Origin of the sequence: Pseudomonas sp. EYE_354 (assembly GCF_023148575.1) — a bacterium.
Classification (GTDB): domain Bacteria; phylum Pseudomonadota; class Gammaproteobacteria; order Pseudomonadales; family Pseudomonadaceae; genus Aquipseudomonas.
On sequence record NZ_JAHXNQ010000002.1, the window covers coordinates 307,266 to 326,679 of the forward strand.

The 19,414-nt window shown below is 63.3% G+C and carries 18 protein-coding genes; 8 read left to right on the plus strand and 10 right to left on the minus strand.

The annotated features are described in order from the left end of the window. Positions 1-220 precede the first annotated feature (220 nt). From KZX66_RS04135 to KZX66_RS04155, 5 genes are all read right to left on the minus strand, one after another. A complete protein-coding gene (locus KZX66_RS04135) occupies positions 221-1,153 on the minus strand; it encodes a D-2-hydroxyacid dehydrogenase (protein WP_248076698.1) in 933 nt (310 codons plus the stop codon). Between the two features lie 107 nt (positions 1,154-1,260). Further along, positions 1,261-1,554, minus strand: a complete 294-nt coding sequence (locus KZX66_RS04140) for a YcgL domain-containing protein (protein ID WP_248076700.1) — start codon at positions 1,552-1,554, stop codon at positions 1,261-1,263. Continuing rightward, positions 1,551-2,684 carry a ribonuclease D gene (gene rnd, locus KZX66_RS04145; protein ID WP_248076701.1) on the minus strand — a complete coding sequence of 378 codons (1,134 nt, stop codon included), beginning with the start codon at positions 2,682-2,684 and terminating at the stop codon, positions 1,551-1,553. The genes KZX66_RS04140 and rnd overlap by 4 nt, the downstream gene beginning before the upstream one ends. Before the next feature lie 122 nt (positions 2,685-2,806). Next, positions 2,807-3,406: a class I SAM-dependent methyltransferase gene (locus KZX66_RS04150; protein ID WP_248076703.1), complete on the minus strand. Its 600-nt coding sequence runs from the start codon at positions 3,404-3,406 to the stop codon at positions 2,807-2,809. Positions 3,407-3,496: 90 nt separating this feature from the next. Further along, positions 3,497-4,867, minus strand: a complete 1,371-nt coding sequence (locus KZX66_RS04155; RefSeq protein WP_248076705.1) for a glutamine synthetase family protein — start codon at positions 4,865-4,867, stop codon at positions 3,497-3,499. 365 nt (positions 4,868-5,232) lie between these two features. Here KZX66_RS04155 and KZX66_RS04160 point away from each other — a divergent pair, with 365 nt between their 5' ends. Together KZX66_RS04160 and KZX66_RS04165 are read left to right on the plus strand one after the other, a co-directional pair. Further along, positions 5,233-6,006 (plus strand): transporter substrate-binding domain-containing protein, encoded by a 774-nt coding sequence (locus KZX66_RS04160; RefSeq protein ID WP_248076707.1) that lies wholly within the window; start codon positions 5,233-5,235, stop codon positions 6,004-6,006. Positions 6,007-6,056: 50 nt separating this feature from the next. Beyond that, the gene (locus tag KZX66_RS04165; protein WP_248076709.1) at positions 6,057-6,896 is read left to right on the plus strand and encodes a cache domain-containing protein; all 840 of its coding nucleotides are present in this window, start codon (positions 6,057-6,059) and stop codon (positions 6,894-6,896) included. Positions 6,897-6,986: 90 nt separating this feature from the next. Here the strand turns inward: KZX66_RS04165 and KZX66_RS04170 are convergent, their stop codons facing one another. Continuing rightward, positions 6,987-8,504, minus strand: a complete 1,518-nt coding sequence (locus KZX66_RS04170; RefSeq protein ID WP_248076711.1) for an MDR family MFS transporter — start codon at positions 8,502-8,504, stop codon at positions 6,987-6,989. A 66-nt stretch (positions 8,505-8,570) separates the two neighbouring features. Further along, a complete protein-coding gene (gene pobA, locus KZX66_RS04175; protein ID WP_248076930.1) occupies positions 8,571-9,755 on the minus strand; it encodes a 4-hydroxybenzoate 3-monooxygenase in 1,185 nt (394 codons plus the stop codon). Positions 9,756-9,944: 189 nt separating this feature from the next. Between pobA and KZX66_RS04180 the strand changes: the two genes are divergently transcribed. Beyond that, positions 9,945-10,811, plus strand: coding sequence for a helix-turn-helix domain-containing protein (locus KZX66_RS04180; RefSeq protein WP_248076714.1), 867 nt, complete (start codon positions 9,945-9,947; stop codon positions 10,809-10,811). Positions 10,812-10,845: 34 nt separating this feature from the next. Here the strand turns inward: KZX66_RS04180 and KZX66_RS04185 are convergent, their stop codons facing one another. Together KZX66_RS04185 and KZX66_RS04190 are read right to left on the minus strand one after the other, a co-directional pair. Next, a complete protein-coding gene (locus KZX66_RS04185; RefSeq protein WP_248076717.1) occupies positions 10,846-11,022 on the minus strand; it encodes a hypothetical protein in 177 nt (58 codons plus the stop codon). Between the two features lie 100 nt (positions 11,023-11,122). Further along, positions 11,123-12,028: a LysR family transcriptional regulator gene (locus KZX66_RS04190; protein WP_248076719.1), complete on the minus strand. Its 906-nt coding sequence runs from the start codon at positions 12,026-12,028 to the stop codon at positions 11,123-11,125. A gap of 107 nt (positions 12,029-12,135) precedes the next feature. Between KZX66_RS04190 and KZX66_RS04195 the strand changes: the two genes are divergently transcribed. Both KZX66_RS04195 and KZX66_RS04200 read left to right on the plus strand, forming a co-directional pair. Then, complete coding sequence (locus KZX66_RS04195) at positions 12,136-13,002, plus strand: MBL fold metallo-hydrolase (RefSeq protein WP_248076721.1); 867 nt, start codon at positions 12,136-12,138, stop codon at positions 13,000-13,002. A gap of 34 nt (positions 13,003-13,036) precedes the next feature. Beyond that, complete coding sequence (locus KZX66_RS04200) at positions 13,037-13,651, plus strand: NAD(P)-dependent oxidoreductase (RefSeq protein WP_248076723.1); 615 nt, start codon at positions 13,037-13,039, stop codon at positions 13,649-13,651. Between the two features lie 258 nt (positions 13,652-13,909). Here KZX66_RS04200 and KZX66_RS04205 read toward each other — a convergent pair whose 3' ends face one another. Next, positions 13,910-14,782 (minus strand): LysR substrate-binding domain-containing protein, encoded by an 873-nt coding sequence (locus KZX66_RS04205; RefSeq protein ID WP_248076724.1) that lies wholly within the window; start codon positions 14,780-14,782, stop codon positions 13,910-13,912. 111 nt (positions 14,783-14,893) lie between these two features. On the opposite strand from KZX66_RS04205, the gene KZX66_RS04210 reads away from it, so the two are divergent. The 3 genes from KZX66_RS04210 (at position 14,894) to KZX66_RS04220 (ending at position 19,277) form a co-directional block, all read left to right on the plus strand. After that, positions 14,894-16,519, plus strand: a complete 1,626-nt coding sequence (locus KZX66_RS04210; RefSeq protein ID WP_248076933.1) for a 5-guanidino-2-oxopentanoate decarboxylase — start codon at positions 14,894-14,896, stop codon at positions 16,517-16,519. Beyond that, positions 16,516-17,958, plus strand: a complete 1,443-nt coding sequence (locus KZX66_RS04215) for an aldehyde dehydrogenase family protein (RefSeq protein WP_248076725.1) — start codon at positions 16,516-16,518, stop codon at positions 17,956-17,958. Before KZX66_RS04210 ends, KZX66_RS04215 begins: the two co-directional genes overlap by 4 nt. 131 nt (positions 17,959-18,089) lie before the next feature. After that, positions 18,090-19,277, plus strand: coding sequence for a cyanate transporter (locus KZX66_RS04220; RefSeq protein WP_248076726.1), 1,188 nt, complete (start codon positions 18,090-18,092; stop codon positions 19,275-19,277). The last annotated feature ends 137 nt before the right edge of the window (positions 19,278-19,414 follow it).

The window sequence follows — 19,414 nt, forward strand, 5'->3', positions numbered from 1 at the left end:
TTCGTCAAGCGGGGTGAGCGAATGAGAAAGCGCCAAAGGGCGCGTATAAAGCGGGGGCGCAATGAGGGAGGTCATGAGCGTGCCTGTCCTTAGTCAAGTGAGTGTCCTTCAAGGCGCCTGTGCAGACGCCTTGCGGGCACTGGGTGGAACGACCTGGCAAGGCAGTTCCAACTTGACTATGAGGCGATGTGTATCGGCGCCCGGTTGCCGGGCGCCCACCTCAGTAACCGCGCTCGAAGCTCACTTCGCCGCGCAAGGCTTGCCCGGTTTGATAGGCGCGCACGTTTTGCTCAAATAACTCCACCATCATCGACGGCGAGGTCGGTGCCGAGCTGTGACCGGTCAGCAGCAGGCCCCACGCGGTCCAGAACGGATGACGCTGAGGCAAAGGTTCCTGGCGGCACACATCGATCACCGCGCCGGCCAGGTGCCCTTCTTTCAAGGCCTCCACGAGATCGGCATCCACCACTGCCACGCCGCGCCCGACGTTGATAAACAGGCCGGTGGGCTTGAACTGCTTGAACAGCGCCGCGTCGTACAGGTCATGGGTATTGGGTGTGTTGGGCAGCAGATTGATCACATAGTCGACTTCCCCCACCAACCGACCCAGTTGATCGAGCCCGGCCACTTCGATAAACGGCGCTTGCTCACGTGCGGTACTGGCGATGCCATACAGCTTGACGCCAAACGGCACGAGGAACTCGGCGACGCTCTGGCCGATGTCACCGGTGCCGACGATCAGCGCCTTGCGCCCCGCCAGGCTTTGGCCGGTGCGGTTGTCCCACTTGCGCTCGACCTGGCTGACCAGCCGCGCCAGCACTTCACGTTCGTGGCCCAGCATGTAGGTGAGGACAAACTCGGCCATGACCTGGCCGTAAATACCCACCGCGCGGGTCAGGCGGTAGTCGCGGGGCAAGCCTTCGGCCAACAGCGGTGTGATGCCGGCCCAGGTCGATTGCAGCCACTGCGGGCTGTGGCCCTGGCGCAACAGGGTGGCCAGCAGGTCCGGTTGGCCCAGCCATACCGGGCAATCGGCGGCCAGGCGTGACAGCTCGGCCGAGTCGCCGCTGGTCAGTACTTCAAGGTCGGGAGCGGCTTCTTTGAGCAGTTGGGCGTAGAGCGGGTGATCCTGTTCAGCAATCAGAACACGCATGGTTCAAACCTTTCAAAAACAGTGCAGACGGCCGCCCGCTTCCTTACGGCCACCGCCCGCCAATACGATTTCATTGAAGCAGGTGCCCCAGGCAGGGCACCGGTCGCTTACATCGGGTCGTTGCGACGCAGCAGCTCTTCGGGCAAGTGCTCGATGTACTCGTCCTCGGCCGGCGGCATTTGCAGGTGATAGCCCTGGGTGTCGAGGTTTTCCAGGACCACCACGATGTCTTCGCGCGACAGCTTGCGCTCGGGCGTGAGCACCATATCGAATGCGTGGTGCGGCTTGCCGAAGGCAGCCATCAAGGGCTCCGGCACGCGCTCAAGGGCATCGCTTTTGAGCACGTAGAGGTACATGCCGTCTTTTTTCAGGCTGCGATAGATGGAGCAAATACGTTTCAAGGCTGTTCTCCGGCAGTGGCCAGGCTGTCGAGCAGCGCCTGGCCCATCAACTCGCGGCGCCAGCCACGCAGCGAGTCTGGCAATTGGTAAGGCCCATCGGGGTAGCCACTTTTGACCAGGGCTTCGAGGGTTTTCTTGCGCAGCATCAGCTCCGGCGCCATGTCCAGGCGCTCGGCGAACGTTTGGCCCAGGGCGCGCAGTTGCTTGATCAGCGCCGCGGCGTCCACCGGCAGCGGCTCAGCCACGGCCGGCGGCCATTGGTCCATGGGCACGCTGGCGGCACGTTTGATCAGGTCCAGCAGGAACTGGCCATCCTGACGCACGGTGCGCGGGTGCATGTCTTCGATCTTGCCCAGGGCGGCGAGGTTGTCCGGCTGCGATTTGGCAAGCGGCCACAGCGAGTGCTCGCGCACGATACGGTTACGCGGCAGGTCGCGGGCGCGGGCTTGCTGTTCGCGCCAGGCGCACAGTTCACGCAGCACCGCGAGTTGCGCGCGGGACAGTTTCCACGCCAGCTTGGCGTCGCGGTACACCTCGTAAGGGTCGATTTCGCGGCGCAGGTTGGCCACCAGTTCGGCGCCGTCCTCCAGCACCCAGGCGTATTTGTCGTCACTCAGTTGCGGGCGAAGACGGATGTAGACCTCGGCCAAATGCACCGCGTCTTCGGCGGCATAGCTGATTTGTGTCTCGGACAATGGCCGCTGCAGCCAGTCCGAGCGGGTCTCGCCCTTGGGCAATTCGATGTCGAGCACCGCTTGCACCAGGCGCGAATAGCCCATGGAGAACCCGAGGTTCAAGTACGCCGCCGCCAATTGGGTGTCGAACAACGGCACCGGCAGGCTGCCGGTCAGGCGCAGCAGGACTTCGAGGTCTTCACTGCAGGCGTGCACCACCTTGATCACGGCCGGGTTTTCCAGCAGCGCAGCCAGCGGTTGCCAGTTGTCGATGGTCAGGGGGTCGATCAGGTAAGCGCGTACGCCATCACCGATCTGGATCAGCCCGGCAATGGGATAAAAGGTGTCGACCCGCATGAATTCGGTGTCGAGGGCGACGAATGGCAACTGCTGCCATTCGGCGCAGTGCTGGCCGAGGCTATCGTTGTCGCAGATCCAGTGAATATCGATGGCCACACGGCTCTCCCTTGAAGAATGGCGCGCAGTATATATCGCGAACGGGGCTAGCGAGCATCCGCAGTGCACAGGCAACCATGAAAACTCAGACAGGAGGCGAAGAATAGTCCGACAGGCGGGCGTTATCCTCTCTTACGCAGAACATAGACCCGCCACAGCGCGGAGCCCGGAATGAATTCCTGATGATTCAGGACCTTGAAGCCCGCCTGGCGAAACTCGTCCTCCACCGCCCTGCGCGAGTTGACCGAGACGATCACCGTGTCGCGGCTGACCCGGTGAAACTCGCGCAGCAACGCCAGCCGCCCTTCACCGCTGGGGACATGGCGAAACAACTCCAGGCAGAAGATGCAGTCCACCGCATTCGCCGACAAGCCGATATCAAACGCAGAGCCCTGGAAGGTCTTGACCCGTTTGAGCAGTGCCGCCGGGTGGTGGGTACGGGCGTGATCGAGCATGGCCTGGGAATTGTCCGAGGCCAGGATCACGCGGTTGATATGCTCGGCCAACACCGGCCAGAACCGCCCCGACCCGCAGGCCAGGTCCAGGATCAGGCCCGGCTCGCCGGCGACTTTCAACGCCTGGCGCACCAACCATTCGTCGCGCCACGACGCCAGACGGCGACGCAGCCCAGGCGGGCGCGTGTCGCCGCAGACCCTGGCGTGTTCACGGTCACAGCGTTCGGCGTATTCGATCTCGATAGACGATGGAGGTTGTGGCGACATCATGGGCTCATAGGGGGTAAACGACCTTGGTTGGCAGCTTAACCACCCCAACGTGAAAAAAAGGTAGAAGCCTTCCCCCCTTCAATCGACTCAGGCCTGATGCAGGTACCAACGCCAATCCTGCTCACCCACCTGGCCCATGAACTGACGGTACTCGGCGCGCTTCACCGCCAGGTACACCCCAAGAAACTCACTGCCGAACGTCTCACGGGCCCAGTTCGAAGCTTCCAGCGCGCGCAACGTGGTGAGCCAATCGGTGGGCAGTAATTGCTTGGCCTGGGCGTAGCCGTTGCCTTCGACCGGAGCGCCGGGGTCGCGCTGTTCGCGAATGCCCCGGTGGATGCCGGCAAGGATCGCGGCGGCGGCCAGGTAGGGGTTGGCGTCCGCGCCACAGATGCGGTGTTCGATATGCCGGGAATGGGCCGGGCCACCGGGCACGCGCAGGCTGACGGTACGGTTGTCCACGCCCCAGGTGGCCGCCAACGGCGCATAGCTGTTGGTTTGGAAGCGCCGATAAGAGTTGGCGTTGGGGCAGAACATCAACAGCGAGTCGAGCAACGTGCTGAGCATGCCGCCCACCGCATGGCGCAACAGCGGCGTACCGTCGCCGGCCTCGCTGGCGAACAGGTTGTTGCCGTGGGCATCGGCCAGGCTCACGTGCATATGCATGCCGGTGCCCGCCAGGTCATCGAATGGCTTGGCCATAAAGCAGGCAGTCATTCCGTGTTTATGCGCCACGCCCTTGACCAGCCGCTTGTAGCGCACCGCTTCGTCCATGGCTTGCAGGGCGTCGGCGCGATGCTCCAGGGTGATTTCCACCTGGCCTGGGGCGTATTCCGAGATCGCCGTGCGCGCGGGGATGCCCTGCAGTTTGCAGGCGCTGTAGAGGTCGGCGAGGAACGGTTCGATCTGCTCCAGTTCGCGCAGGCCGTAGACCTGGGTCGCGCGCGGGCGGCCGCCATCCACGTCCCGCGCCGGTTGCGGGCGCCCGTTGCTGTCGGGTTTCTGGTCCAGCAGGTAAAACTCAAGCTCAGCGGCCATCACCGGGTAATAGCCGTCGGCCTTGAGCCCATCAATGACCCTGGCGAGCAAATGCCGGGGGTCGGCCACGGTGGCGGGCAGGCCTTCGGTGGGGTGCATGCTGACCTGCACCGCCGCCGTCGGGATCAGGCGCCACGGCATACGCTGCAGACTGCCGCTGATCGGGTAGGCGCGGCAGTCAATATCGCCGACCTCCCAGACCAGCCCGGAGTTTTCCACATCATCGCCATTGATGGTCAGGCCGAGGATGGTGCTGGGCAACGGGCGGCCGCTTTCATACACCGCCAACAGCTCATCGCGGTGCAGCAACTTGCCGCGTGGTACGCCGTTATTGTCGAGGATAAACAGCTCGAACATCTCGATGTCCGGGTGTTGCTCAAGAAACGACTGGGCTTCGTGCAGGCTGGCAAAAACACTCATAGGGGGTCTCATACGTTTGCTTCAGGCAGGCGCGCAGGCGCCGCCGGGCAGATGCGCACAGGTGCGCGTCATCCATGGAGTCGATCAACGTAGGAGAGAGGTATCTGGCGGGCGCGCGTGCCGACAGTGAAACAGCGCCCAGAACGCCAGCGTGGACGGCAGTGTCGCAAGGTGAGTGGCGGCGGAACCGTCCATGGGCGAATCACGATGATGTAGATACGCCCAGCGTCACACGCCTGCGTAAGCAGTTAAATTCACCGATTACGGAGTAGGGTTGCAGCCCCGCTAAACATTCATCGCGCCTTGCCACCCTGCCCCACGCTGGAAATAATGGCCGCCCCACCATGCCCCAAGGACTCGACCGCATGAAAGCTCCGCTAGCCCTGTGTGTATTGGCAACCCTGGCCACCAGCGCCCTGGCCGACACCGCCCCCTCGCGCCTGGACGAAGTGCTGCAGCGCGGCACCCTGAGCGTGTGCACCACCGGCGACTACACGCCTTACACCAAGTTGCGCGCCGACGGCCGTTATGAAGGCATCGACATTGCCATGGCCGAGTCCCTGGCCAAGAGCCTCAACGCCAACATCACCTGGGTGCCCACCACCTGGAAAACCCTGATGCCGGACTTCGTTGCTCAGCGCTGCGACATCGCCGTGGGCGGTATTTCGGTGTCGCTGGAGCGGCAGAAGAAGGCCTTTTTCAGCCAGTCCCTCGGGGTCGACGGCAAGATCCCGCTGGTGCGCTGCGCCGACGTGCAGCGCTACCAGACGGTCGAGCAGATCAACAAGCCCGAGGTGCGCGTGATCGAACCGGCAGGCGGCACCAACGAGGTGTTTGCCCGCGCCCACCTGGGTCAGGCGCAGATCCGCCTGCACGACAACGTCACCATTTTCGACGAACTGCTCGCCGGCAAGGCCGACGTGATGATCACCGACGCCAGTGAAGCGCGTTACCAACAAAAACAGAAGCCAGGGCTGTGTGCGGTCAACCCTGAGCGGCAGATGCAGTACAGCGAAAAAGCCTTTTTGCTGCCCCGCGATGACGTGGCGTGGAAGAGCTATGTCGACCAGTGGTTGCACCTGAGTGTGGCGACCGGCGCGTACCAGGGCATCGTTGATCAATGGTTGGCGGCGCCCTGAGCCAGAGCCGTCTACGCTGTGGTCACACCGACAAGAACGAGGGATAGACCATGAAGGCAATGCTGCGAATCACCTGGCTGCTGCTGTTGTGTTTCGGCCAGGTGCAGGTTGCAACGGCTCACGAAGAAGACGCCCAGGCGGCCAAGGCCTTGCTGCAAAAAGCCCTGGCCTACTACCAGGAAAATGGCGACAAGGCGTTTGCCGCGTTCAGCCGCCAGGGTGACTTTATCGACAAGGACCGCTATGTGTTCGTGGTCGACACCAAAGGCGTGCTGCTGGCCAGCGGCGGGCCGTCCTCCGCGCTGATTGGCCGGGACGTGAGCGAGGTGCTGGGGCAGGATCTGCGCCAGTCCTTTGCGGACGCGCTCAAAGTGCCTGAAGACCAGGGCATGCAGCAGGCCGATTACCGCTGGCAGAACTGGAACGATGGCAAGGTCGAGCACAAGCACGTGTTTTACCAGCGGGTCGGCGAGCGCATCCTCGCGGTGGGGTACTACCTGCCACGGGCCACCCCGGAACAGGCGCGGGCCCTGCGCAAGAAGGCAGTCAACGCGCTGGTCAAGGATGAAGCCGGCACGCTCAAGGCCATCAACTCATTGCAGGGCGGCTTCCTGCAGGATGACCTGTATGTGTTCGTGGTGGACCTGAACACCCATCGCTACGTGGCCCATGGCACCAATCTGCGGTTGATCAACACCGACTTCAGCAAGGTCAAGGACCCGGACGGCAAACCGGTGGGCGAGCCGATCCTCAAACTCATGGCCGAACAGGATCAGGGCGAATACAAGTACCGCTGGAAAAACCCGGTGACCGGCAATGTCGAGAACAAGCACGCCTATATCCGCAAGGCGGGGCATTTCATGGTAGCCGTGGGGTATTACAGCCCGTAATCCAGGCCTTGGAATACGAGCGACTGTGGGCGCTGGCCTGACTGCGACTGCAGCGGGCCAGCGCTTGCCGGTTGATCGTCATCGTTTCAGTTAGTCAGTCTTTTCTGCACGACCGCGCAACGTCCGGTTGGGCATCGCTATCGCCGCCGCCAACCCCAGCAACGACACCGCCGCACTGACCATCAGCAAATGCCGGAACGTCACCGCCAACTCGCCGCGCAGCGCATCCTGAGCCGGCCCGGGGGCGGCGTTGAGGCCGTCCAGGAGCACGTTGCCGGAACTGCCTTCGGCCACCAGCGCACCGCTGGCCAGGTGGGCGAAGCTGGAGTCCTGCAACAGCGCCAGCAGCAACGCCGACATACACGCCACCCCCACCGCGCCGCCCAGTGAGCGGAACAGGTTGGTGGTGCTGGTAGCCACGCCGATATCGCGTTGCTCCACGGCGTTTTGCGCCCCCACCAGGGAGGTGGGGAATTGCATGCCGGCAGCGATCCCGCACAGCAGCATGAACAGGGCGGTGAGCAGCACGTCCTGGGGCGCACTGAAGGCCATGCCCAGAATCGCCAGCGGGCTCAATATGGCGCCGCCCAGGATCATCGGTTTATAACGCCCGGTCACCGAGGTCATGCGCCCGGCGGTATACGCGCCCATCGGCAGGCCCATCGCCAGGGGCAGCAAGTGCAAGGCGGCGCTGTCGGCTCCGCCGCCGGTCACCGTCTGAAAGCGCAGCGGCATGAGGACCGTGAGGGAAATCGCCTGGAAACTGGTGAAAAAAATCGTGCACCAGCACAGCACCGCACTGCGATTGGCGAACAGGTGCATCGGCAGCAAGGGCTCCGGCGCGCGGCGTTCGTGCCACACAAACAGCGTCAGGGCCACCAGTGCACAAGCCAACAGGCCCAGCACCTGGCTGTCACGCCATTGATGGCCCTGGCCGATTTCGGTGATGCCCAGCAACAAGGCGGTGAGGCCGATGATCATCAGCACCGTGCCGAGGTAATCAATGATCGGCTTGCGTTGCGGCGTCGGCAGCCCCACCAGGGTGCGATGGGCCACGTACCAGGCGCCGGCCCCCAGCGGCAGGTTGATCAGGAACACCCAGCGCCAGGACAGGTACTCGGTCATGTAACCGCCCAACACCGGCCCAGCCACGCTCGCCACCGCGTACATGCTGCTGAAATACCCCTGATAACGCCCTCGTTCGCGGGGCGGAATGATGTCGCCAATGATCGCCTGGCTCACCGAGATCATGCCGCCGGCGCCGATGCCCTGCAGCACCCGCGCCAGCACCAGTTGCTCCATGCTCTGGGCCATGCCGCAAAACAGCGAGGCCACGGTGAACAGGCCCATGCCGATCAGCATCATCGGCCGGCGCCCGTACAGGTCGCCGAGTTTGCCGTAGATCGGCACCGCCACGGTCATCGCCACCATGTAGCCGGAGATCACCCAGGCCAGGAGGTTGACGTCATGAAACTGTGCGGAAATGGCAGGCATGGACACGGCGACGATGGTCTGGTCCAGGGCGCCAAGGAAGATCGCCATCATCAGCGAGGCGAGAATACTGCGCACCGCAGGCAACGGCGGCGCGGGTTGATTGAGCTGAGTCACGGCAGAACCTTCGAGCAGGGCCCGTGGAAACAGGCAGCCCACGGGAATGCTCGATACGATAGCAGGCTATTCGATAGCTTCGTAAGGAAGTCCGACGTAATTTTCCGCGATGGTTTTACGCCCGGCTTCGGAATCAATGAAGTACTCCAGCTCGCTCTGGGCAATGCGCTGGCTGAAGCCGTCGGCCTCCGGGAACTGGTGCAGCATCGAGGTCATCCACCAGGAAAACCGCTCGGCCTTCCACACACGCCGCAGGCAGATCGCGGAATAGCGTTCGAGCAGATCCACCCTGCCCTCGCCGTAGACCTTGAGCAAAATCCGAAACAGCGTACTGACGTCACTGGCCGCCAGGTTCAAGCCCTTGGCCCCGGTGGGCGGCACGATGTGCGCCGCATCGCCGAGCAGGAACAGGCGCCCGTACTGCATGGGTTCCACAACAAAACTGCGCAGTGGCGCGATGCTTTTTTCGATCGACGGGCCGGTCACCAACCGCTCGGCCAGCGCGCTGGGCAGGCGGGTTTTCAACTCGTCCCAGAAGCGCGCATCCGACCATTCGTCCAGCGGCTCTTCGGCTGGCACTTGCAGGTAATAGCGACTGCGGGTCGGCGAACGCATGCTGCACAGGGCGAAGCCTCGCGGGTGTTTGGCGTATACCAATTCTTCATGCACCGGCGGGGTGTCGGCGAGAATGCCGAGCCAGCCGAAGGGGTAAACACGCTCGAAGATCTTCAACGACTCCGCCGGGATCGACTGGCGTGCCACGCCGTGGAAGCCATCACAACCGGCGATGTAGTCGCACTCCAGGCGAAACGCCTGGCCCTGATGCTCGAAGGTCAACCAGGGCTGATCACTTTTGAGGTCGTGGGGCTGCACCTGGCTGGCTTCGTACAGGGTGGTGGCGCCAGCGGCCGCGCGGGCGGCCATCAGGTCGCGGGTGACTTCGGTCTGGCCGTAGACCATCACCGATTGGCCGCCGGTCAGGGCCTTGAGGTCGATGTGGGTGAGTTGGCCATTGAGCGCCAGTTCGAAGCCGTCGTGCACCAGGCCTTCGGCGTCCATGCGCTGGCTCACACCGGCCTCGCGCAGCAGGTCGACCATGCCTTGCTCCAACACCCCGGCGCGGATGCGGCCTTGCACGTACTCGGCACTCTGGCGCTCGAGAATGAGGGTCTGGATGCCGGCGTTGTGCAGCAGTTGACCGAGCAACAGTCCCGAGGGACCGGCGCCGATAATGGCGACTTGAGTTTTCAGCGTTTTCATTATTTTTATCGCCCGCAAGTTCCACTCGAACAGATTGAGTGAAAGAGTTGTCATTGATCGTGTGGCTGACATTTTTCACTTGAGTGCGCGCCATAAGAAGGTGAAAACTGCGCCAAAGCCTGCGCTTTTTGCCAATTTGGGCGATTACCGAACCACTTTCCTGAGTATCGGATTGAAACCATGACCAATACCGCGATTCCGGTCTTCAAGCTTTACGGTGAAAGCCAGCAATGGCCGACCCCCGATTTGTTGCACTGCGAAACCATTTCCCGGCGCAGTCGGGAATACCAGTGGGAAATCCAGCCCCACCGGCACGCGGATCTGTGCCAGCTGCTGTACGTGCACAAAGGCCAGGCACAGCTGGAAATCGAAGGCCAGCGCACCACCCTCAATGAGGCGACCTTGCAGGTACTGCCGCCGTTGTGCGTGCACGGTTTTCGGTTTTCTGAAGACGTCGAAGGCTACGTGGTGACCCTGTCGGCACCGCTGGTCAGCCATTTACAGGCGCAGTTGGGCGCGGCGGCGGGCGGTTTGCAGAGTTTGGGCAGTTACCCGGCGGGCAAGGACAGCGACTACCTCAACAGTCAGTTCGCGCGTTTGCAGGATGAATACGCCGACGCGCAACCGGCACGGGACATGATGATGCACGCGTTGGTCAGCGTGCTGCTGGTGTGGATCAGCCGCCAGGCCATCCAGCGCCGCCATCCACGCGCGCCACGGGGCCGCGAGTATTTCCGGCGCTTTACCCAACTGGTCGAACAGCATTACCGCGAGCACCCCAAGATCGAGGACCTGGCCCACAAGCTGGGGATCTCGGTTTCACACTTGAACGGGACGTGTCGGGAGCTGGGCGGGCAGCCGGCGTTGCAGATCATGCATGACCGTCAGTTGCTGGAAGCCAAGCGCCTGCTGACCTACACCAGCATGACCATCAATGAAATGTCGGAGGTGTTGGGCTTTTCCGACCCGACCAACTTCTCTCGGCTGTTTCGCCGACGGGTCGGGTTCTCACCCAAGGCGTTTCGCGAGCAACTCAAGGGCGATTGAGGGCGGCACAGAATGTTCCTGGCTGCCTTCGCGGTTACCTGAGTGCGCTGAAACTGCCGGTGTGAGGCACGCATTGGTCCTGATGGCAGCTGATCGCAAAGGTCGGCTGCATACGGGTCATTTCCACCCGGTAGGCCGCGGTCCCATAGAGGGCGCTGGCCAAGGCGCACAGGGCGAAAATCATCAGGTACTTTCTGGTTTTGATGTTCATGGCACAGACCTCTGAACGGATCTACACGGTGCTGTTTAAAGCATAGGTCAGTCAGGGCAAGTTGCCATTATTGGGCGACATTCAACCGGGTGATGTCGCCCTAAAGACCGACGTCCCACGCCGGCTCCGGCGGGAACCTCACCACCAGAAAATCCAGCAGGCTGCGCAGCGCCGACGGCATGTGCTTGCGCGAGGCATACACCGCGTAAATGCTCATCTGCCGGGGCTCGGCGTGGGGCAGCAGGCGCACCAGGTCGCCACGGCGGATGTGCTCACCGGCCTGATAACTGGGCAACATCGCCACCCCGGCGCCGGCCAGTGTCACGTGCAGCAACGTACTGGCTTCATTGGAGGTGATGTTGCCGTGCACCGGCACCGAGACCTGCTCGCCGTTTTCCTCGAAATGCCACAGGCTTCGGCCGAAGTAGGAGTGGGTCAGGCAGTTGTGCGCAGCCAGGTCTTCGGCTTTGTGCGGCGCCGGGTGCTCCAATAGATACGCCGGCGCGGCGCAGATTACGGAGCGACAGACGGTGAGGCGTCGGGCGATCAGGTTCGGGTCCAGGTCATTACTGGTACGGATGGCCAGGTCGATGCGCTCATCCACCAGGTTCACGGTGCGGTCGAGCATTTGCAGGTCGACCGTGACCAACGGGTAGCGCGTGACGTACTCGGCAATGGCCCCGGCCAATTGCGCCTGGCCAAACGAGGTGCTGGCGCTCAGGCGCAGCAGGCCACGGGGCGCATCATCGGGCTCGCTGACGGCGGCCTGCATATCGCCGCACAGTTCCAGCAGTTGTCGGCAACGCGGCAGGGTTTCGCTGCCGGCGGCCGTGAGGCTGAGCTTGCGCGTGGTGCGGTGCATCAAGCGCGCGCCGACCCAATCTTCCAATTCGGCCAGGTAACGCGATACCACCGGACGCGACAGGTCCAGATGGTCGGCGGCGGCGGACTGGCTACCCAGGTCGACCACGGTGACAAATACGCGCATTGCTTGAAGACGGTCCATGATCTGCCCGATTTTAGAAACAAACTATGTCCCAGCATCGCATTTTTAGTCGTGTTTGGTGCAACTAAGCTCTGTGCATCCTTTGAACCGATTGCTGGAGTTGCCCGATGTTGTCCACCCTCAAGCGCCTGACCCTGGCCACCGCCGCCCTGGCCTTTACCGCCCATGCGGCCGCGGCTGACCTGACCCTGGACGTGTACAACCCAGGCGAGGCAGCGATCTTCCCGGTCACTTCGGTGCTGGTCAGCGGCGCCAAAGACGCGATCCTGGTGGACGCGCAGTTCGGCAAGGGCCAGGCCGAGCAACTGGTGCAAAAGATCCGCGCCAGCGGCAAGCACCTGACCACCATCTACATCAGCCACGGCGACCCGGACTACTACTTCGGCCTCGACACCCTGACCGCTGCCTTTCCGGACGCCAAGGTAGTCGCGCCGCAACCGGTGATCGACCATATCAACGCCACCGTGGCCGGCAAACTGGCGTTCTGGGGTCCGAAAATGGGCGCCGACAAACCGGCTAAAACCATCGTGCCGCAACCGCTGCAGGGCCATAGCCTGATGCTGGAAGGCCAACAACTGGACGTGATCGGCCTGGACGGCCCGCAGCCTGATCGCAGCTTTGTGTGGATCCCGTCGATCAAGGCCGTGGTTGGCGGCGTAGTGGTCGCAGAAAACATCCACCTGTGGATGGCCGACACCCAGAGTGCGCAATCTCATAAAGACTGGCTGGCCACCCTGCAACGCATCGAAACCCTGAAACCACGCACCGTGATCCCCGGCCACTACCTGGGCAGCCCCAGCCTTGCGTCGGTGAAGTTCACCGCCGACTACATCAAGGCCTTCGACAGCGAGACCGCCAAGGCCAAGGACTCCGCCGCGCTGATCGCCGCCATGAAACAGCGTTACCCCACCCTTGCCGACGAAAGCTCGCTGGAACTGAGCGCCAAAGTCGCCAAGGGCGAAATGAAGTGGTGAAACCGTTCATCCCTTAACCGTACTGGAGAACAGCATGAGCAAGATCGCAATCATTGGGGCTACCGGCCGTGCAGGTAGCCAATTGCTGGAAGAGGCCTTGCGTCGTGGGCACAGCGTTGTGGCCATTGCACGCAACACCGACACACTGGCCGCGCGCCCAGGCGTCACCGTCAAACGCGTCGACGCGCTGGACGCCGAGGCACTGCAACAGGCCATCAGCGGCAGCGACGTGGTGATCAGTGCGGCACACTTTGCCACCCTGCCCGCCAGCGCCGTGATCGGCCCGGTGAAAAAAGCCGCGGTGAAACGCTTGCTGGTGGTGGGCGGTGCCGGTTCGCTGCTGCTGCCAGATGGCGGACGTGTGATCGACAGCGCAGGGTTCCCCGAGGCATACAAAGTGGAAGCCAGCGCAGGCGCGGCATTCCTCGACGCGCTGCGCCAGGAGAAGGAACTGGATTGGACCTTCCTCTCGCCATCGGCCTTGTTCGATGGCACCCAACGCACCGGTCAATTCCGCCTGGGCCAGGATGATTTGCTGGTCAGCAGCGACGGAACCAGTTCAATCAGCTTTGCCGACTACGCCATCGCCATGCTCGATGAAGTGGAAACACCGAAGCACTCGCGCCAGCGTTTCACCGTCGGTTACTGAGCCAAGCCGGTCACCACAATTGATGGCTTGGCATACTGCGGCCGCCCATGCATGAGCGGATTCTCTGTGGTGGACGGACTTTTTGTGCTGAGCGGGCTTGTTGTGGTGAGCAGGCTTGCCCCGCGCTGGGGCGCGAAGCGGCCCTGAAACCAGGCACTGCGGTTCACCTGGATAAGTGCGGTGAGCTTCGCAGCCCAGCGCGGGACAAGCCGCTCACCACACTAAGCCCCGCTCAGAACTCGGCTGCGTTCATCACATTCAGGGCTGTTGCGCCTGGCTCACCAGCCAGTCCATCAACGCTTCAAGCTCCACCGACGGTTGGCTGCCCGGTGGGTACACCAGGAAGTAGCCCTTCCCGGTCGGTACCCGCAGATCAAACGGCATTACCAGCCGGCCCGCCTTCACATCCTCGCCAATCAACGCACTGTCGCCCATGGCAACTCCCGAGCCCTGAGCGGCCACGTTCATGGCCAGATCCAGCGTTTCAAAATGGTGCCCCTGGCTGAGGTTGCCCAACCGCGTATCCGCCGCCTTGAGCCATCGCGCCCAATCGCGCTCGTCACGCGTGGGGTGCAGCAGCACCTGGTGCTGCAAATCCTCGGGTACGTGCAACCCCTCGAGCAGCGCCGGTGCGCAGATCGGGGTGAGGGATTCATCGAACAAATGCCGCGCCTCGGCCGGCTGCTCGGCGATAGGCGCGTAGATCACCGCCGCATCGAAGGGCTCGCGGCGAAAATCCACGCCATAGGCCACGGTGGTGGTGAGTTCCACCGGCACATCCGGGCGCTCCTTTTGCCACTGCATCAGACGCGGCAGCAGCCAGCGCATCACGCAGGTAGAGGCTTTGAGTTGCAGGGTCTGGCGGCGGCGGCCGATCTGCTCCACCGCCTCCCCGAGCAGGCCAAACACCTGCTGCGTGCGCAGCGACCATTCGCCGCCCTCTTCGGTCAGGCTCAAGCCCCGCGCCTGACGATGAAACAGCGCATAACCCAAGTGTTGTTCCAGACCGGCGATCTGTCGGCTCACGGCGCCCTGGGTGATGTGCAATTGCTCGGCGGCGCGGGTGAAGTTGCAGCACTGGGCCGTGACCCAGAAGGTGTGCAGTGCAGGCAGTGGCGGAAGGCGTTTCATTGGAGCGCAGCCATGACGTGGGGACATGGCGAGTATGACTTTTTATCGATTGTTGCCGCTATGGGCCTGCCGTTCCAATACCGCCTCGAATTCATCACAAGAGCGACCTGTATGGCGACCTGCGGCGAAGTGTTGGTCAACCTCCTGGAAGGCTACGGCGTGGACCAGGTGTTCGGCATCCCCGGCGTGCACACCGTGGAGCTGTATCGCGGCCTGGCCCGCTCGCGTATCCGTCACGTCACCCCGCGCCACGAGCAAGGCGCCGGGTTTATGGCCGACGGCTATGCACGTACCAGCGGCAAGCCGGGCGTGTGTTTCATCATCACCGGTCCCGGCATGACCAATATCACCACGGCCATGGGCCAGGCCTACGCCGACTCGATCCCCATGCTGGTGATTTCCAGCGTGCAGTCGCGCAGCCAGTTGGGCGGCGGGCGCGGCAAGCTGCATGAGCTGCCGAACCAGAGCGCGATGATCGCGGGCGTCGCGGCGTTTTCCCACACGTTGATGTCGGCGGCAGAATTGCCCGGTGTACTGGCGCGCGCATTCGCGCTGTTCCAGGCGGGCCGGCCACGCCCGGTGCATATTGAAATCCCCCTGGATGTGCTGGTGGAAAACGCCGACGCCGTGCTCGCCAGCGCGCCGGTCAGCGTTGCGCGTGCCGGTGCTGCGCCGGCGGCAATCAAGCAGATGAGCCAGTTACTGGCTGCGGCCAGGCGCCCGTTGATCCTGGCCGGTGGCGGTGCCATCGATGCCGCGCCCGCGTTGACCCGCCTCGCCGAAACCCTCGGCGCGCCAGTGGCCCTGACCATCAATGCCAAAGGCCTGCTGCCCGCCGCGCATCCGCTGCTGATCGGCTCGACCCAGTCCCTGGTCGCCAGCCGCGCGCTGGTGGCCGAAGCCGACGTGGTGCTGGCGATCGGCACGGAGCTGGCGGAAACCGATTACGACGTGACCTTCGCCGGCGGGTTCGAGATTCCCGGCGCGCTGCTGCGCGTTGATATCGACCCGGACCAGACCGTGCGCAACTACCCGCCCCACCTCGCCCTGGTGGCCGACGCACAGATCGCCGCCGACGCGCTGCTGAGCGAACTGAACCGCCACCCCTTGCCTACGCGCAGCGATGACTGGGGCAGCCAACGCGTCGCCCGTCTGTGGGCCGAACTGACGCCCACTTGGGACGCCGCCACCCGCGCGCACACCCGGTTTCTGCGCAACGTTTTGCAGACGTTGCCCGCTGCAGTCATCGTCGGCGACTCCACCCAGCCGGTGTACAGCGCCAACCTGACCCTGAACCTCGACCACCCACGCCGCTGGTTCAACTCATCCACCGGCTACGGCACCCTGGGTTACGCCCTGCCCGCCGCCATCGGCGCCTGGCTGGGGCGCGGCGATGGCCAGCCGGTGGTGTGCCTGATCGGCGACGGCGGGCTGCAATTCACCCTGCCGGAACTGGCCAGTGCGGTGGAGGCACGCACGCCGGTGATCGTGCTGCTGTGGAATAACCACGGCTATGAAGAGATCAAGCGATACATGCTCAACCGCGCCATCGAACCGGTTGGCGTCGACATCAATACCCCGGACTTTATCGGCGTGGCCAAGGCGCTGGGCTGCGCCGCCGAACGCATCAACGGAATTGACGATTTACCTGTGGCATTGCGCTCGGCGGCGGATCGTCACGGGCCAACCTTGATTGAAATCGACCAACAGCTGTGGATGAGAGAGGTGGCGGTATGAACGATGCAGTGAACGGTGTGTATATCAATGGTGCATGGCGTGCCGGCCATGAAGTGCTGGAGGTGATCAACCCAGCGACTGAAGCTTGCCTGGCGCTGGTCAGCGTCGGCGACGCCAGGGATGTAACCCAGGCGGTGGACGCTGCCAGCCACGCGTTTATCGACTGGTCGAAAAGTACCGGCCGCGACCGTGGCGCTCTGCTGCGCAGGATCGCCAGTGGCGTGAGTGCCAGGCGCGAATCGCTGATGCAGTTGCAGGCGCGCAACAACGGCAAGCCGCTGTTTGAAGCGGCCATTGATGTGGACGATGTGATCGCCACCTTTGAGTATTACGCGGCTGTCGCCGAGGCCATGGACGCCACGCAGGACGCCGCGGTCGCGCTGCCCGATGAGGGCTTCAGCGCGCGCCTGCGCCGCGAACCGTGCGGCGTGGTCGGGCTGATCGTGCCGTGGAATTTCCCCATGGTCACCACCGCCTGGAAGCTCGCCCCGGCCCTCGCCGCCGGGTGTTGCGTGGTGCTCAAGCCGTCGGAAGTCACGCCTTTGGCGGAGCTGCAATTGGCGCGGATCATTGCCGATGCCGGCTTGCCGGACGGCGTGTTCAACCTGGTCTGCGGCACGGGCCTGGCGGTGGGCGCACCGCTGGCGGCGGATCGACGCATAGCCAAAATCTCCTTCACCGGCAGTAACGCGGTGGGCGTGCAGGTGATGCAACGCGCGGCCGAAACCATCAAGGGCGTGAGCCTGGAGCTGGGCGGTAAATCCTCGCTGTTGGTGCTGGCGGACGCCGACCTCGAACTGGCGGTGGAACTGGCGTGTGGCGGTGGCTTTTTCAACGCGGGGCAGATGTGTTCAGCCACCAGCCGCGTGCTGGTGGCCGACAGCCTGGCGGACGAATTCATGCAACGCTTGCAGACGCGGGCGCAAGGCATACGTGTGGCAGACGCCTTTGCTGAAGACGTGGAGATGGGCGCGTTGATCAACCGCGCGCAGTATCAACGGGTGTTGGGGCATATCAGGCGCGGCATCGAGGACGGCGCGCGGTTGCTGTGTGGTGGCGAGCGTCCGGCTGATCTGCCGAAGGGCTACTTTATTCGCCCCACGGTGTTTACCGACGTGCCGCTGGACAGTGCGTTATGGAACGAGGAAATTTTTGGGCCGGTGTTGTGTGTACGGCGCTTTGCCACTGAGCAAGAGGCCGTTGCCCTGGCCAACGACAGCGATTTTGGTCTGGTCGCCAGTGTGGTCAGCCGCAATCTGGACACCGCAGAACGGGTGGCCAATGCCTTGCAGGTGGGGATGGTGTGGATCAATGCGCCGCAGGTGATCTTCCCGCAGGCGGCATGGGGCGGTTACAAACAGAGCAGCATCGGGCGGGAACTGGGGCCTTGGGGGTTGGCGGCGTTTCAGGAGATCAAGCATGTGATCCGATCCAACTGACGCTTGAGGCGCCGCCGGTTGATCGGCGGCGTGTCGGCATCTGCAATTTTTAGATAGCCCCAACGACTTTCTCATTTGCCCCGCGCGCCCGCCCATGGCCTGATTCGCCCTTGTTCACTCAAGGCAGGCCCATGGAAAACGTTCAGGCAAAACCCGCCACCGCCGTTTGGCTGATGATCAGTGTGGTGCTGGTCGCGCTCAACCTGCGCCCTTCGATGGCGGCGGTGGGCCCTTTGTTGTCGTCGATTCGCGCTGAAGTACCGTTGAGTTTCAGCAGCGCGGCCTTGCTGACCATGCTGCCGGTCATGGCCATGGGCCTGGCGATGTTCTTTGGCATGGGCCTGGCCAAGCGCATTGGCGAGCACCGCAGCATCGTGCTGTCGCTGGGGGTCATTGGCGTGGCAACGCTGTCGCGCCTGTTTCTTGATTCGGCCCTGGAGCTGATCGTCAGCGCCATTGCGGCGGGTATCGGTATCGCGCTGATCCAGGCGTTGATGCCGGCGCTGATCAAGTCGCGCTTCAGCGCCAACGTGTCGCTGTTCATGGGCCTGTACGTCACGGCGATCATGGGCGGCGCCGCGCTGGCCGCGTCGTTCTCACCCTTTGTGCAACTACACACCGGCAGTTGGCGCATCGGCCTGGCGATCTGGGCCGGGCTGGCGCTGCTGGCGTTGCTGGTCTGGTACGCCCAGCGTTCGGCGCTGCCGCCCTTGCCCCACACTGCTTCCAGTGCGCAGGTGTGGTTTTTCGGCAACGGCCGCGCGTGGCTGCTGGCGCTGTTTTTTGGCCTGGGGACCGCGTCCTACACCTGTGTATTGGCGTGGCTGGCGCCGTACTACGTCGAGCAGGGTTGGAGCGAACAGAACGCCGGGTTGCTGCTGGGGTTTCTCACGGCGATGGAAGTGGTGTCCGGCCTGGTCACGCCCGCCATCGCCAACCGTCGCCAGGATAAACGCGGGGTGGTGGCGGTGTTGCTGGTGCTGATCATCGTCGGCTTCTGTGGGCTGATCCTGAGCCCGCAGCACCTGAGCCTGCTGTGGCCGTGCCTGCTGGGGCTGGGCATTGGCGGGCTGTTCCCGATGAGCCTGATCCTGTCCCTCGATCACCTGGACAACCCGCGTCGCGCGGGCAGCCTGACGGCGTTCGTGCAAGGCGTCGGTTACCTGATCGCGGGCCTGTCGCCGCTGATCGCCGGGATGATCCGCGACTACCTGGGCAGTTTCGAGTGGGCCTGGTGGGCGCTGACGGCGGTCGTCGTAGTGATGCTGCTGATCGTCACACGCTTCAACCCCAGGCACTACGCGCAACATATCCGTTGAAGTCGTGTTGCAAACAGTATTTGTCCCACGGCTAACATAGAAACGCCCTACAGCGCTTTCTATTGGTACGTACGTTCCGTTAAGCTTTTGCGCGGTTGTGTACTGAGTTCGGTACAGCGGGTTTACGGATGGAATGG

Excerpts from the sequence above, each read along its gene's own strand:
- KZX66_RS04195 (WP_248076721.1), top strand. The coding sequence starts at position 12,136 with ATGTTGTCCACCCTCAAGCGCCTGACCCTGGCCACCGCCGCCCTGGCC.
- KZX66_RS04190 (WP_248076719.1), bottom strand. The coding sequence starts at position 12,028 with ATGGACCGTCTTCAAGCAATGCGCGTATTTGTCACCGTGGTCGACCTG.
- KZX66_RS04215 (WP_248076725.1), top strand. The coding sequence starts at position 16,516 with ATGAACGATGCAGTGAACGGTGTGTATATCAATGGTGCATGGCGTGCC.
- KZX66_RS04185 (WP_248076717.1), bottom strand. The coding sequence starts at position 11,022 with ATGAACATCAAAACCAGAAAGTACCTGATGATTTTCGCCCTGTGCGCC.
- KZX66_RS04220 (WP_248076726.1), top strand. The coding sequence starts at position 18,090 with ATGGAAAACGTTCAGGCAAAACCCGCCACCGCCGTTTGGCTGATGATC.
- KZX66_RS04200 (WP_248076723.1), top strand. The coding sequence starts at position 13,037 with ATGAGCAAGATCGCAATCATTGGGGCTACCGGCCGTGCAGGTAGCCAA.
- KZX66_RS04135 (WP_248076698.1), bottom strand. The coding sequence starts at position 1,153 with ATGCGTGTTCTGATTGCTGAACAGGATCACCCGCTCTACGCCCAACTG.
- KZX66_RS04150 (WP_248076703.1), bottom strand. The coding sequence starts at position 3,406 with ATGTCGCCACAACCTCCATCGTCTATCGAGATCGAATACGCCGAACGC.
- KZX66_RS04210 (WP_248076933.1), top strand. The coding sequence starts at position 14,894 with ATGGCGACCTGCGGCGAAGTGTTGGTCAACCTCCTGGAAGGCTACGGC.
- KZX66_RS04165 (WP_248076709.1), top strand. The coding sequence starts at position 6,057 with ATGAAGGCAATGCTGCGAATCACCTGGCTGCTGCTGTTGTGTTTCGGC.
- KZX66_RS04205 (WP_248076724.1), bottom strand. The coding sequence starts at position 14,782 with ATGAAACGCCTTCCGCCACTGCCTGCACTGCACACCTTCTGGGTCACG.
- KZX66_RS04155 (WP_248076705.1), bottom strand. The coding sequence starts at position 4,867 with ATGAGTGTTTTTGCCAGCCTGCACGAAGCCCAGTCGTTTCTTGAGCAA.
- KZX66_RS04180 (WP_248076714.1), top strand. The coding sequence starts at position 9,945 with ATGACCAATACCGCGATTCCGGTCTTCAAGCTTTACGGTGAAAGCCAG.
- KZX66_RS04160 (WP_248076707.1), top strand. The coding sequence starts at position 5,233 with ATGAAAGCTCCGCTAGCCCTGTGTGTATTGGCAACCCTGGCCACCAGC.